This window comes from Janibacter sp. HTCC2649 (genome assembly GCF_000152705.1).
GTDB lineage: Bacteria > Actinomycetota > Actinomycetes > Actinomycetales > Dermatophilaceae > Knoellia.
On the sequence record NZ_CH672413.1, the window covers coordinates 3,163,320 to 3,176,591 of the forward strand.

Below are 13,272 nucleotides of genomic sequence, written 5' to 3' on the forward strand. Positions count from 1 at the left end.
TACGAAAGAAAGAGACGACATGCGCTCCCTCACCAAGTTGATGGCGGTTTCCGCCGTCGCAGCTCTCGCGCTGACCGGTTGCGGTCGGGCTGACGAGGACACCCCCGCCGCCACGTCGAGCGGCGGTGCCACCGGCGCGACCGGTGGCTTCGCTGCCGACTCGCTGATCGGTGTTTCCCTCCCCCAGAAGACCTCCGAGAACTGGGTCCTCGCCGAGAGCCTGTTCAAGGACGGCCTCGCCGCAGCCGGCTTCAAGGCCGACGTGCAGTTCGCCAACGGCGGTGTCGGCGAGCAGCAGAACCAGCTCCAGTCCATGGTCACCAAGGGCGCCAAGGTCGTCGTCGTCGGCGCCATCGACGGTGCGCAGCTCGGCACCCAGGTCAAGGCAGCCAAGGACTCCGGCGCCACGGTCATCGCCTACGACCGCCTGCTGCTCAACACGGCCGCTGTTGACTACTACGTCGCCTACGACAACTTCAAGGTCGGTGTGCTGCAGGGCAACGCGCTCCTCGAGGGCATGGCCGCCAAGAAGCCGGCCGGTCCCTACAACATCGAGCTCTTCGCCGGTTCGCCCGACGACGCCAACGCCAAGGTCTTCTTCGACGGCGCGATGAGCGTCCTCCAGCCGAAGATCACCGACGGCACGCTCAAGGTCGTCTCCGGTCAGACGCAGTTCACCCAGGCCGTCACCCAGGGCTGGAAGGCCGAGAACGCGCAGAAGCGCGCCGACACCCTCCTCTCCGCGAACTACTCGTCGGCCACGCTCGATGGCGTTCTCTCCCCGAATGACACCCTCGCCCGCGCGGTCATCACGTCGGTCAAGGCTGCTGGCAAGCCGATCCCGGTCATCACCGGTCAGGACTCCGAGGTCGAGTCGGTGAAGTCGATCATGGCTGGCGAGCAGTACTCCACGATCAACAAGGACACCCGCGCTCTCGTCGCCGAGACGATCAAGATGGTCCAGGCCCTCCAGAAGGGCGAGAAGCCGACCGTCAACGACGACAAGTCCTACAACAACACCGTGAAGGTCGTCCCGGCCAACCTGCTGGCGCCGCACATCGTCACGAAGGCGAACGCCAAGGAGGAGTACGCCAACGACCCGACCCTGTCCAAGCTCACCAACTGAGCTGACAGCGGCAGGTCCACACGCACTCGACCCCGTCACCCCCTCCCGGTGGCGGGGTCGAGGCACGTCTGCGTGGCGTGGTGAAACGGCACAGCGGCGTATGCCGCCCGCTCATCCCCGCGTCTTGGGTGCCTGTGTCTGCTCGGCCCAGAGTTGTTTGGTCTCGCCCATGGTGCGGCTCATGATCGCGACCATCGCGGCATGGGCCATGTCGCCGTCACCCCGCTGGATCGAGGAGGCGACGTCGGTATGGAGCTGGAGGGCATCGACATGGGGGTGGTGGGGCATGAGGCCGTAGGCGTGCCGACCCGTGAGGACCTCGGCCACCTGACGGTGCAGGTGCTCGAACATCTCGTTGCCCGAGGCGGCGAGGACGCGTCGGTGGAACTCGATGTCGAGCGCGAGGAAGTCATCCATCCGTCCGTCCTGACCGGCGGCCCAGAGCTGGCCGGCGAGGGTGACGAGGCCGCTCGCCTCGAGGGGGAGCGCACGCTCGGCCGCCAACCGCGCGGCCTGAGGCTCGACGGCGGTGCGGAGCTCGGTGATGGACCTGAGCTGGATGAGACGCCCGTCGGTCGCGAGGCGCCAGCGGATGACCAGCGGGTCGTAGACGTTCCAGGAGCCGGCATCGAGGACGACGGTGCCGACCTTGCGTCGGGATGCGACCAGACCCATGGAGGACAGGACTCGCAGGGCTTCGCGCACCACGGAGCGTGAGACGGCGTGCTCGGACACGAGGTCGTCGATGAACAGGACGGTCCGGGGCGCAAGGGTCCCGCCACAGATGGCCAGTCCAAGACTCTCGACGAGGCGCCCGTGCAGACCGGTGACCTGGTCGACGGGTCGGGGGGCAGCGGCCATGCGTCAAAGCATACGCATTCTGGTCAAGGTCTTGCTCAAGTCATACTTATAGATCTAACATCCCCTGATTAGACGGACGTAGTGGTCCGACGCGGCGACGGCTCCAACGACGGGGCGGCCTCGACACTCAAGGAGATCGACGTGTTGCGACGCACAGCAGCCGGATCCGCTCTCGCCCTCGCCGCGGCACTCAGCCTGTCGGCCTGCGGCGGCGGCGGCGATGATGAAGGCACCGGTTCCAAGACCATCCAGGTCACTCTCGCCAACCACGTGTGGACCGAGAACCTCAAGGCCGCCCTGCCCGAGTTCGAGAAGTCCACGGGACTCAAGGTCGAGCTCACCCAGCTCGGCGAGGACCAGCTCTCGGACCAGTACAACGTCAAGCTCAACGCAGGCACGAGCGACCTCGACGTGATGATGTACCGCCCTCTGCAGGAGGGCAAGCTCTTCGGCAAGAACGGCTACCTGTCCGACCTCACGGAGGACGTCAAGGGCGCCACGGACTGGAACTGGGGCGACTTCCAGCCGGGACCGGTCGAGGCCGCCACCTATGACGACAAGGTCGTGGGCGTGCCGCTCATCACCGAGACCGAGGTCCTCTACTACCGCAAGGACCTCCTGGCGAAGGCCGGCTACTCCGCGCCTCCCAAGACGCTCGACGAGCTCAAGGAGGCGGCCGCCAAGGTGCAGGCTGCCAACCCCGGCGTCGCCGGGTTCGTCGCTCGCACCGGAAAGTCCGCGGCCGTCACGCAGTTCTCGAGCTACCTCTACAGCTTCGGCGGCAACTGGGTCGACGAGAGTGGCAAGGCGTCGGTCAACTCGGCCGAGGCCAAGCAGGCGTACGCGTACTACGGCGGGCTCCTCCACGACCACGGCCCCAAGAACGTCAGCACGGACATGAGCTGGCCCGAGGCCATGGCGATCTTCACCCAGGGCCAGGCCGCCTTCTACACCGAGGCGAGCTCGCTCTACAAGAACGCCACCGACCCGGCCAAGTCCAAGGTTTCCGAGACGGTCGGCTTCGCTCCCTTCCCGGAGGGCCCCGCCGGCTCCAAGCCCTACAACGTCCCGTCGTGGGCGCTGGGCATCAACGAGGCCTCCGAGAACAAGGCCAACGCGTGGAAGTTCATCGAGTGGGCCACCACCAAGGAACAGACCCTCGCCAACCAGAAGGCCGGCGTTCCCGGCGCACGCACCTCGGTCTCGAGTGACGCGGACGCGACGTCGACCTACCCGAAGGACCTCGTCGAGGCGTCCACCGCCGGCGCCAAGAACGGTGTCGGTTTCGACCGACCCCAGGTCGTCAAGGTCCCCGAGGCTCGCGAGCTCGTCGGACTCCCGATCGTCGATGCGATCACCGGCAAGGACTCGGGCGCAGCAGCGGACGAGGCTGCCAAGGCCTTCCAGGCCCTGCTCGACGACGAAGCGAAGTGACGGGCTGACTCAAGCCCTCGTCACGACCCGCGGGACCTGGTGCCGAGCGCCGCAGTGCACTCGGCACCAGGACCCGGGCCAGATCCACCCGACACCCACAGCAGCGAAGGTGAACCATCCATGTCAGCTGACGCGCTCCCCGTGACGGGAACCTCAGGGTTCTCGCGCTGGGCGAACAATCACCGCAAGTGGCTCTTTGCCTCTCCTGCCATGGCGTTCGTCGCCGTGCTCATCATCTTCCCGGTTGCCTGGACCCTCTTTCTCAGCCTCACCGACGCCGAAGGGTCGGTGCGCGCGGAAAAGGAGTTCGTCGGGGCTCAGAACTACCTCGACGTGCTCACCGACACCGCGCGTTTCTGGCCCGCGGTGTGGCGCACCGTGCAGTTCACGGGTGTCGTGCTCCTCGTCGAGGTCGTCCTCGGCATGGCCATCGCTCTGCTCCTGTGGCGTCCGTTCAGGGGAGAGAAGTGGGTGAGGGTCGCGATCCTCATGCCCCTCGTCGCAACCCCGGTCGCCGTCGGCATGATGTGGCGGCTGATCTTCGACCCCAACATCGGCCTGGCCAACCAGGCCCTCGGCTGGGTCGGGATCCCCGCGCAGCCGTGGCTGGCCGGTGAGAACTCGGCCCTGTGGACGACGATGTTCATCGACATCTGGCAGTGGACCCCGATGGTGGTGCTCATCCTCCTCGCCGGCCTGACGTCCCTCTCGGACGAGCCGCAGGAGGCCGCCCTCATCGACGGTGCCAACGGCTGGCAGCGCTTCCGCTACATCACGCTCCCGCTGCTGAAGTCGACGGTGATCGTCGCGATCCTGCTCCGCGGCATCGACGCGCTCAAGACCTTCGACATCCTCTATGCCACCAAGGGCAAGGGCGGTGGCAGCTACCACGAGGTCGAGACGCTCAACGTCTACGCCTACGGCCTGAGCTTCGACTACAACGAGTACGGCACGAGCTCAACGGTCCTCATCATCTTCTTCCTCCTCATCATCGGCTCCATGTGGGTCCTCACCTCACGTCGGAAGGCGGACTACTGATGCGCAGCGGATCTGCATACAAGGTCTTTCGGATCGCCGCCCTGGTCCTCGTCGTCATCGGGCTCCTCCTGCCCCTCATCTGGATGGTGGCGGCGTCACTCAAGACGAACGTCGACATCTACGACACGAGCAAGGCGTTGCTCTTCTCGCCCACCGTCGAGAACTACAAGACCGTCCTCGACCAGGCCAACTACGTCACCTTCATCATCAACAGCCTCTGGGTTGCGTTCGCCTCGACCGTGCTGTCGCTCCTGCTCGGCGTCCCGGCTGCCTACTCCATGAGCCGGTTCGCGATGAAGCGCTCGGCTCTCGTCGTCCTCATGGCCCGAGTCATCCCCGGCGTCTCGCTCCTCGTGCCGTGGTTCTACGTCTTCAGCAACCTCAAGCTCGTCGGCGGCTTCACGGTCCTCGTCCTCAGCCACATGTTCGTGTCGCTGCCGCTCGTCGTCTACATCATGATGGGGTTCTTCGACGGCATGCCGCTCGAGCTGGAGGAGTCGGGCCAGGTCGACGGACTGACCCCGATCGGCGCGTTCCGCCTGATCACCCTGCCACTGTCGACGCCCGGGATCGCGACGGCCGGGATCCTGGCCTTCATCTTCTCGTGGAACAACTTCATGTTCGCGCTGGTGCTCTCGGGTGCCAAGACGAAGACCCTGCCGGTCGCGATCTTCGACTTCGTCGGGTATGCCGCGATCGACTGGGGTGGCCTCATGGCCGCCGCGACCGTCGTCACGGTGCCGATCATGGTCATCGCCCTCCTCGCCCAGAAGTACGTCGTCTCCGGCCTCACCGCCGGTGCGACCAAGGGCTGATCGCGGATGGCATCCACGATCGAGCGGGTCGAGACCTTCCTCGTCGCACCCCGGTGGCTCTTCGTGCGGATCGAGACCTCTGACGGGATCGTCGGCTGGGGCGAGGCCACGTGCGAGGGCCGGTCCGAGACCGTGCGCACCGCAGTGGAGCAGCTCGCCGAGATGGTCATCGGTGGCGATCCGGAACGGATCGAGGACCACTGGGCGGTCATGACCAAGGGGTCGTTCTATCGCGGCGGCCCGATCCTGGGCAGTGCCGTCTCCGGTATTGACCAGGCGCTCTGGGACATCAAGGGCAAGAGGTATGCCGTTCCCGTGCACCAGCTGCTCGGCGGGGCCGTGCGTGACCGGGTGCGGGTGTACGGCTGGGTCGGGGGCGACGAGCCCAACGAGGTCCGTGACCACATCGCCGAGCAGATGGCGGCTGGCCTCACGGCCGTGAAGATGAACGCGAGCGGACGCATGTCCCCACTGGGGACGGTGGCCGAGATCGACGGTGTCGTCGCTCGTGTCGCTGCCGCTCGTGAGGTGCTCGGAGACCACGGCGACGTGGCCGTGGACTTCCACGGCCGCTTCACCCTCGCCAACGCACGCCGGGTCGCACCTCTGCTCGAGCCCTACCGACCGATGTTCCTCGAGGAGCCGGTGACCCCGGAGAACTCGCACCTCATCGGTGAGTTCGTCCGCTCGACGACGACTCCGGTGTCGACGGGGGAGCGGCTCTACGGCCGCCAGGAGTTCCTTCCCGTGCTCCAGGCCGGGGTGGCCGTGGTCCAGCCTGACCTCTCACACGCTGGCGGGATCACCGAGGTCCGCAAGATCGCCTCGCTCGCCGAGACCTTCGACGCGGCCCTGGCGCCGCACTGCCCGCTGGGGCCACTCGCCCTCGCGTCCTCCCTGCAGGTGGCCTTCGCGACGTCGAACCACCTCATCCAGGAGCAGAGCATCGGCATCCACTACAACCAGACAGCGGACGTCCTCGACTACCTCGTGGACACCAAACCGCTGGAGTTCGTCGACGGCCACATCGCTCGGCTCACGGGTCCCGGGCTCGGCATCGAGATCGACGAGGCCGCCGTGCGTGCCGCAGACAAGGCGGGTCACGCGTGGCGCGGCCCGGTGTGGCGTCAGCCCGACGGCACGTTCGCGGAGTGGTGATGCAACCCGGACAGCTGCCTGCGCTCGTGCGGGCCCACCGCATCATGGCCATCATTCGCGGCACATCGCAGGAGGCTGCGCTCGACACCGGCCGGGTGCTGATCGAGGAGGGGATTCGCCTCGTCGAGATCACCCTCACGACGCCGGGGGCACTGGCCACGATCGAGGCCCTTCGCGCCCTGACCCCAGAGGGGTCCTTCGTCGGGGCCGGGACCGTGCTCACCGAGGATGACGTTGCCGCGGCCCAGAGCGCTGGCGCCGAGTTCGTCGTCACCCCAGCCGTGACGCCCTCGGTCGCCGAGGCCGCGCGACGCGGGATGCCCTGTGCTGCAGGGGCATTCACGGCAAGCGAGGCCTATCTGGCGTTCACGGCGGGCGCGGAGCTCATCAAGCTCTTCCCGGCCTCGACCGGCGGCCCTGCCTACCTCAAGGCCCTGCGGGACCCCTTCCCGCAGATTCCCTTCATGGCCGTTGGCGGTGTCGGCATCTCCGAGGCCCGGGCCTACCTCACGGCCGGCGCCATCGGTGCCGGTGTGGGTGGACCGCTCGTCGGGGACGCCGCCAACGGGGGGTCGCTCGACGCGCTGCGCCACCGCGCCCGGGCCTTCGCCTCGTGGGCGGGGGATGCGGGGGAGTCGTCGTGACCGTGGACGTCCTCACCATCGGCGAAGCCCTCGTCTCGTTCCGCTCACCGGGCCCACTCGCGTTCGGTGCCGCCATCACCCCGGGACTGGCGGGAGCAGAGTCCAACGTTGCCATCGGGTTGGCCCGCCTCGGGCACTCGGTGCAGTGGCTCGGCCGGGTCGGCGACGACGCCTTCGGTGGTGAGATCGTGCGAACCCTGCGCGGCGAGGGTGTGGAGGTCGACCGGGTCGTCGTCGACGGCACCGCCCCCACGGGACTCATGCTCCTCGAGCAGCGCACCGCTGATCTCACGCGCGTCGAGTACCACCGCGCTGGTTCAGCCGGCTCGCGGCTGTCACCGGAGGACCTTGATCCGATCGCCTTCGAGGACGTCCGCTCCCTCCACGTCACGGGCATCACCACGGCGATCTCTGCATCGGCAGCCGCCACCGTGCAGGCCGCCGTCGAACGCGCCTCTGCCGCGGGCGCTTTCGTCTCCCTCGACGTCAACCACCGCGCCCGGCTCTGGGCCAGGGGCGACGCGACGGCCACCCTGCGCCCCTTGCTCCCTCACGTGTCCCTCCTCATCGCCAGTGAGGACGAGCTCGACCTCGTGGCCCCCGGCCCTGAGGACGAAGCCGTGGCCTCCCTCCTGGGCGGGCGCGTCGAGCAGGTCGCCATCAAGCGCGGCTCCGACGGCGCCTCCCTGCTCACGTCCGACGGACGGGTGGACGCAGCCGCCCGGGCCGTCACGGCGATCGACACGGTCGGGGCCGGTGACGCGTTCTGCGCCGGCCTGATCAGCGGCCACCTCGACGGGCTCGATCCCGTGGGCCGGCTCGACCGGGCGGTCCAGCTGGGGGCCTGGGCCGTGAGCACCTTCGGGGACTGGCAGGGGCTCCCGCGTCGCCACGACCTGGTCGACCTTGCGACGCACCGCCCCGGCGAGACGATCCGCTGACCCACGCACCCGGCATACGCCGCTGAATGTCACCTGACCACAACGCAACTCGAGAGGACAGCTCGTGAAGATCGTCGCCGCAGACGTCATCGTCTCCAGCCCCGACCGCAACTTCGTGACGCTCCAGATCACGACCGACGAAGGCATCACGGGCCTCGGCGACGCCACCCTCAACGGGCGTGAGCTCGCCGTCGCGTCCTACCTCAAGGACCACGTCGTCCCGCTCCTGATCGGCCGTGACCCGCACCGGATCGAGGACGCCTGGCAGTTCCTCTACCGCTCGGCCTACTGGCGCCGCGGGCCCGTGACCATGGCTGCCATCGCCGCGGTCGATGTCGCGCTGTGGGACATCAAGGCCAAGGCGGCGGGGATGCCGCTCTACCAGCTCCTCGGGGGTGCCTCGCGCACCGGGATCATGGCCTACGGTCACGCGTCGGGTCGCGACACGGAGGAGCTCTTCGACTCCATCCGCAAGCACCTCGACCTCGGCTACCGGTCGATCCGCGTGCAGACGGCCGTGCCGGGGATCAACGCCGTATACGGGGTGGCGGCCCAGCCCAGCGCCGACGGGAAGCGCTATGACTACGAGCCGGCGCAGCGCACCCCGCTCCCGGCCGAGGAGGACTGGGACACGCGGGCCTACCTGCGGCACATCCCCGCGGTGTTCGAGGCCGTCCGCTCCGAGTTCGGTCCCGAGCTGCCGCTGCTGCACGACGGACACCACCGGATGACACCGATCCAGGCCGCGAAGCTCGGGAAGTCCCTCGAGCCCTACGACCTCTTCTGGCTCGAGGACTGCACACCGGCCGAGAACCAGGACGCCTTGCGGCTCGTGCGCCAGCACACGACGACCCCGCTCGCGATCGGCGAGATCTTCAACACCGTGTGGGACTACCAGACGCTCATCCAGGAACAGCTCATCGACTATGTGCGCTCGGCTGTCACTCACACCGGTGGCATCACGGCGCTCAAGAAGATCCTCGACTTCGCGGCGCAGTACCAGGTGAAGTCCGGCATCCACGGGCCCACCGACATCTCACCGGTCGGCATGGCGGCGGCGCTGCACCTCGACCTCGCGATCCACAACTTCGGGATCCAGGAGTACATGCAGCACGGCGCCCTCACCAACGAGGTGTTCCAGCAGTCGTTCAGCTTCGAGGACGGGTACCTTCACCCGGGGGAGCAGCCGGGCCTCGGGGTCGAGCTCGACCTGACGGCCGCGGCAGCGCACCCTTACCAAGCGGCGTACCTGCCGTTCAACCGACTGAAGGACGGAACCGTCCATGACTGGTGAGCCGACCCGGCACGTCGTCGTCATGGGGGTGTCGGGCAGTGGGAAGACGACCATCGCGCACGGAGTCGCCGACGAGACCGGGCTCGAGTTCGCGGAGGCTGATGCGTTCCACTCGCCCGAGAACATCGCCACAATGCAGCGCGGGATCCCGCTGACCGACGAGGACCGCTGGCCGTGGCTGCGCTCGCTGGCCGAGTGGATGGACGCCAGGGCGGACGCCGGGGTCTCGACGATCATCACGTGTTCGGCGCTCAAGCGGACCTACCGAGACGTGCTGCGCGAGGGGCCGCCGTCGGTCGACTTCCTCCACCTCGACGGGCCGGCCGAGGTCATCAAGGGCCGGATGTCGAAGCGTGAGGGCCACTTCATGCCGGCCAGCCTGCTCCAGTCGCAGCTCGCGACCCTGGAGGCGCTTGAGCCCGACGAGAGCGGCATCGTCCTCGACCTGCGCCAGCCCCCGGAGCAGCTCATCGAGCGCGCGCTCACCTGGCTCGACATCGCACCGGCGGTTGCCACCCACTGACGTCGAGTCGATCAACGACGGCGTATGCCGCCCGCTCGCCCGGACGTCTCGAGTTCCGTTCTCGCGAGGGCGCGTTCGCGAGCGAGGCGCTTCATGCCGTCGGCTGGTCGGATCGGCTCGGGCCACTTGGGCAGGGCGTGGTCGCCCTCCGACCGACCGGTCAGCCGACGGCGCACCAGCGGCGCCACCTCGGTGCGCAGGAACCGGCCCTCGTCGCGCACTGCCCGGCGCCACCCACGAGGCTCCCACTCGTCGAGCTCACGCACCTTGAGGGTGTGGGGGACCCCGAGCTCGCGCAGGACGAACGCCGCCATGCGCTTGTGCCCCAACCGGTTCATGTGGATCTTGTCGGGCGCCCAGAGGCGGCGGTCGTCGTACTCCCGCATCAGGGAGTGGTCGAGCAACGTCGCGCCATGGGTCGACGCGAGGTCGCGCACCGCGTCGTTGAAGGTGAGGACCCGGCGCCGCAACGGTTCGAGCAGCGCGGTCGTGCGCATGTCGAAGGCCGTGAAGACGAGGACGTGGGCGCCGCTCTCCGTGAGTCGCGTCAACGCTTCCTCGTAGCGACCCATCAACGCCTCGAGATCCGAACGCAGCGAGAGCAGGTCGTTGCCTCCGGCGTAGAACGAGATGTGCGTCGGTGCCAGCGCCAAAGCATCGTCGAACTGGTCCTCGACGATCTGGTCGAGCACCTTGCTACGGATGGCGAAGTTCGCGTACTCCCACCGGCGATCGGCTCGGCCCAGCTGTCGAGCCATCCGGTCGGCCCACCCGCGAAACCCGTTGGGGTAGTGCAGGTTCGGATCGCCCACGCCCTCGGTGAAGGAGTCTCCGAGCGCGACGAACCGACCTGGCTGCATACGCCATGCCTTTCACGAATCTCGTCCCGTCTCAATGCCCTGCGGGCCCTGTCGGCAGGTGTTCTTCGAGATGTCCCCTTCCCGTCAACGGGACGACACGGGGTATGCCGCGGCACGGCATACCGTCCGCTCGTGGCCAGGTTCGTCGCTCTGGGCGACTCACTCACGGAAGGGGTCGGCGACCCCCACCCTGCCTGGCCCAACGGGCTGCGGGGCTGGGCGGATCTCGTCGCGGCTCTGCTCGCAGCGCACGACCCCGCCTCGGACTACGCGAACCTCGCGCTGCGCGGCAAGACCGCGCGCGACGTTGCGGCCGAACAGCTGCCTGCCGCCGTGGAGCTCCAGCCCGACATCGTGACGATCTGGGCCGGCGGCAACGACATCCTGCGTCCGAGGCTGCGGCTCGACAACGTGTTGGCACCTCTCGACCATGCCCTCGCGCAGTTCGCGGCGACGACCACGGTCATCGTCTTCACCGGCTTCGAGATCAGCGGGTCGCCGGTCCTCACGCCTCTGCGCGCACGCGTCCGGGCCCTCAACACCGGCTTGCGCGAGATCGCCGGGGATCGTGGTGCCCTCGTCGCGGACGTGTCGGAGCGTGGCGCCTGGGCGGATCGGCGGCTCTGGGCGGGGGACCGGGTCCATCCGTCGCCGCTGGGCCACCAACGTCTGGCGGCCCAGGTCGCACACCTCCTTGGACTCGGTGCCCACGCCGCTGAGGCGCCGGCGCTGGATCCGCCGCGCCCGTCCCGGTTCGGCCAGACCCTCGCTGCCGAGGTCGAGTGGTGGCGCGTCCACGCTGCTCCGCACATCGCGCGCTGGGCCACCGGCGCCTCCCGGCGCGAGCTCGTCGTGCCCAAGTGGTCGGTACCGGTGAGGCCGGCCGGGACCTTCCCGTGGTTCGACATCGACAACGATCTGGGGGCAAGTTCCGCGCCGTCGCAGTGAAGTCCCAGCCTTGGGCGGCATGATGGCGGGGTGCCCTTCCACGACGACGACGTCCACGACGTCCACGATGCCGATGGCGACGAGTGGGACGACGACTATGACGAGTACGACACGCGAGGTGCCCGCCGCCGCCGCGTCATGGGTGGGCCGGGTCGTTTCTTCGGCCTGACCGCCCTGAGCACGCTTTTCCCCGGGGCCGGGCTCATCCCGACCCGACGTCGAAGCCTTGGCCTGGCGCTGACCCTCGGTGCGGTACTCCTCGGTTCGCTCTTCCTCTTCTATGCCTGGCGCAAGGGTTTCGTCGTGGCCGCCCTCGACCTTGCCGTCCGTCCGCGTGTCCTGGTGGGGCTCGTCGTCGCGACGGTCGTGGTGGCCCTGCTCTGGTGTGCGGGGATCGTCGCCACCGCACGCGAGACCTCACCGAGGGGTCCGGGTAGCGCTTGGCGCGTGGCCTTCGCCATGGTCTGCTGCCTCCTCGTGATCGGTCCCGCCGCGACCGCGGTGCGCTACCTGACGATCCAACGCGATGTCATCACGGCCCTCACGGGCGACACCGGCAGTGGCAGTGGTGGCGCAGCCAAGGCCAACGCCTGGGCGGACAAGCCACGGGTCAACGTGCTCCTTCTCGGCTCCGACGCGGGTGACGACCGCATCGGCGTGCGCACCGACTCGATGATGGTCGCGAGCATCGACACCGAGACCGGTGACACCGTCCTCTTCGGTCTCCCGCGCAACCTCGAGCACGTGCCGATCCCGTCGTCGAACCCGCTCTCGAAGCTCTATCCCAACGGTTATGACTGCGGCGACGCCTGCCTGCTCAACGGGGTCTGGACACTCGCCACCGACCATCTGGACCTGTTTCCCGGCGTCGACAATCCCGGGCTCATGACGACCCGAGACGTCATCGGCGACATCCTCGGCCTCGAGATCGACCGCAGCCTCGTCGTCAACCTGCGCGGCTTCCAGGCGCTCGTCAACGCGATGGGTGGCGTGGACATCGACGTCAAGGAGCGGGTCTGCGTCAGTTGCAAGAACGTCAACGGTCGGATCGTCTTCACCGGAGGTGAGGAGCGCTGGATCGAACCCGGCGTCCAGCACCTCGACGGCTACCACGCCCTCTGGTATGCCCGTTCGCGTGCCGGCAGCGACGACTTCAGTCGCATGCGGCGCCAGCGCTGCGTGACCGGAGCGATCCTCGACCAGGCGAACCCGGTCGAGCTGTTGCGCAACTACCCGGCCCTGGCCGACGTCGTCAAGGACAACGTCACGATTGACATCCCCCAGACCGAGCTGCCCGCCTGGGCCGAGCTCATCGGAACCCTTCAGAGCAAGGGGTCCATCAAGAGCCTGCCGATCACCAACAAGGTCGTGAAGGTCACCGACCCCGACTTCGACAAGATCCGCGAGCTGGTGAAGTCCGCGATCGACCCGTCGTCGGCGCCCAAGCCGAGCACGACGACGCCGAAGCCGAGCCTGACCCCCAGCAGGTCCGTGCCCGGCAGCACCCCGAGCCCGAGCGAGCCGACCGACCAGGTGGAGGATCTGGCGGCAACCTGCTGATCGGAGGTCAAAGTTGAGTGGAATCAACTCAACTTTGTGGGCGTTGGAACTCATGAACACCTGACCCGAC

General features: G+C 68.1%; 13 protein-coding genes. 11 read left to right on the top strand and 2 right to left on the bottom strand.

Annotated features, from left to right (window positions below; genetic code table 11):
- Positions 1–19 precede the first annotated feature (19 nt).
- Positions 20–1,126 carry a sugar-binding protein gene (locus JNB_RS15080; protein ID WP_009777370.1) on the top strand — a complete coding sequence of 369 codons (1,107 nt, stop codon included), beginning with the start codon at positions 20–22 and terminating at the stop codon, positions 1,124–1,126.
- A 111-nt stretch (positions 1,127–1,237) separates the two neighbouring features.
- Here JNB_RS15080 and JNB_RS15085 read toward each other — a convergent pair whose 3' ends face one another.
- The gene (locus tag JNB_RS15085) at positions 1,238–1,987 is read right to left on the bottom strand and encodes a FadR/GntR family transcriptional regulator (protein ID WP_009777371.1); all 750 of its coding nucleotides are present in this window, start codon (positions 1,985–1,987) and stop codon (positions 1,238–1,240) included.
- A gap of 81 nt (positions 1,988–2,068) precedes the next feature.
- On the opposite strand from JNB_RS15085, the gene JNB_RS15090 reads away from it, so the two are divergent.
- The 8 genes from JNB_RS15090 to JNB_RS15125 all read left to right on the top strand — a co-directional run bounded on the left by JNB_RS15090 (position 2,069) and on the right by JNB_RS15125 (position 9,834).
- A complete protein-coding gene (locus tag JNB_RS15090) occupies positions 2,069–3,421 on the top strand; it encodes a sugar ABC transporter substrate-binding protein (RefSeq protein ID WP_009777372.1) in 1,353 nt (450 codons plus the stop codon).
- 120 nt (positions 3,422–3,541) lie between these two features.
- Complete coding sequence (locus JNB_RS15095) at positions 3,542–4,459, top strand: carbohydrate ABC transporter permease (RefSeq protein ID WP_050766630.1); 918 nt, start codon at positions 3,542–3,544, stop codon at positions 4,457–4,459.
- The gene (locus JNB_RS15100) at positions 4,459–5,274 is read left to right on the top strand and encodes a carbohydrate ABC transporter permease (RefSeq protein WP_009777374.1); all 816 of its coding nucleotides are present in this window, start codon (positions 4,459–4,461) and stop codon (positions 5,272–5,274) included. The genes JNB_RS15095 and JNB_RS15100 overlap by 1 nt, the downstream gene beginning before the upstream one ends.
- A gap of 6 nt (positions 5,275–5,280) precedes the next feature.
- Positions 5,281–6,432, top strand: coding sequence for a galactonate dehydratase (gene dgoD / locus JNB_RS15105; RefSeq protein ID WP_009777375.1), 1,152 nt, complete (start codon positions 5,281–5,283; stop codon positions 6,430–6,432).
- Complete coding sequence (locus JNB_RS15110; protein ID WP_040884985.1) at positions 6,432–7,076, top strand: bifunctional 4-hydroxy-2-oxoglutarate aldolase/2-dehydro-3-deoxy-phosphogluconate aldolase; 645 nt, start codon at positions 6,432–6,434, stop codon at positions 7,074–7,076. Before dgoD ends, JNB_RS15110 begins: the two co-directional genes overlap by 1 nt.
- Entirely contained in the window at positions 7,073–8,017 is a 945-nt protein-coding gene (locus tag JNB_RS15115; protein WP_009777377.1) for a sugar kinase, read from the top strand. Before JNB_RS15110 ends, JNB_RS15115 begins: the two co-directional genes overlap by 4 nt.
- Positions 8,018–8,081: 64 nt before the next feature.
- Complete coding sequence (gene manD / locus JNB_RS15120; protein ID WP_009777378.1) at positions 8,082–9,311, top strand: D-mannonate dehydratase ManD; 1,230 nt, start codon at positions 8,082–8,084, stop codon at positions 9,309–9,311.
- Positions 9,301–9,834: a gluconokinase gene (locus tag JNB_RS15125; RefSeq protein ID WP_009777379.1), complete on the top strand. Its 534-nt coding sequence runs from the start codon at positions 9,301–9,303 to the stop codon at positions 9,832–9,834. Before manD ends, JNB_RS15125 begins: the two co-directional genes overlap by 11 nt.
- Positions 9,835–9,845: 11 nt before the next feature.
- Here JNB_RS15125 and JNB_RS15130 read toward each other — a convergent pair whose 3' ends face one another.
- Positions 9,846–10,694: an SGNH/GDSL hydrolase family protein gene (locus JNB_RS15130; protein WP_009777380.1), complete on the bottom strand. Its 849-nt coding sequence runs from the start codon at positions 10,692–10,694 to the stop codon at positions 9,846–9,848.
- A gap of 132 nt (positions 10,695–10,826) precedes the next feature.
- On the opposite strand from JNB_RS15130, the gene JNB_RS15135 reads away from it, so the two are divergent.
- The gene (locus JNB_RS15135; RefSeq protein WP_009777381.1) at positions 10,827–11,642 is read left to right on the top strand and encodes an SGNH/GDSL hydrolase family protein; all 816 of its coding nucleotides are present in this window, start codon (positions 10,827–10,829) and stop codon (positions 11,640–11,642) included.
- Positions 11,643–11,672: 30 nt separating this feature from the next.
- Positions 11,673–13,202: an LCP family protein gene (locus tag JNB_RS15140; protein WP_009777382.1), complete on the top strand. Its 1,530-nt coding sequence runs from the start codon at positions 11,673–11,675 to the stop codon at positions 13,200–13,202.
- Positions 13,203–13,272 lie beyond the last annotated feature (70 nt).

What these genes read in the sequence shown, in the direction of transcription:
- JNB_RS15080 (WP_009777370.1), top strand. Translation starts at nt 20, where the DNA reads ATGCGCTCCCTCACCAAGTTGATGGCGGTTTCCGCCGTCGCAGCTCTC.
- JNB_RS15085 (WP_009777371.1), bottom strand. Translation starts at nt 1,987, where the DNA reads ATGGCCGCTGCCCCCCGACCCGTCGACCAGGTCACCGGTCTGCACGGG.
- JNB_RS15095 (WP_050766630.1), top strand. Translation starts at nt 3,542, where the DNA reads ATGTCAGCTGACGCGCTCCCCGTGACGGGAACCTCAGGGTTCTCGCGC.
- JNB_RS15100 (WP_009777374.1), top strand. Translation starts at nt 4,459, where the DNA reads ATGCGCAGCGGATCTGCATACAAGGTCTTTCGGATCGCCGCCCTGGTC.
- dgoD (WP_009777375.1), top strand. Translation starts at nt 5,281, where the DNA reads ATGGCATCCACGATCGAGCGGGTCGAGACCTTCCTCGTCGCACCCCGG.
- JNB_RS15110 (WP_040884985.1), top strand. Translation starts at nt 6,432, where the DNA reads ATGCAACCCGGACAGCTGCCTGCGCTCGTGCGGGCCCACCGCATCATG.
- JNB_RS15125 (WP_009777379.1), top strand. Translation starts at nt 9,301, where the DNA reads ATGACTGGTGAGCCGACCCGGCACGTCGTCGTCATGGGGGTGTCGGGC.
- JNB_RS15130 (WP_009777380.1), bottom strand. Translation starts at nt 10,694, where the DNA reads ATGCAGCCAGGTCGGTTCGTCGCGCTCGGAGACTCCTTCACCGAGGGC.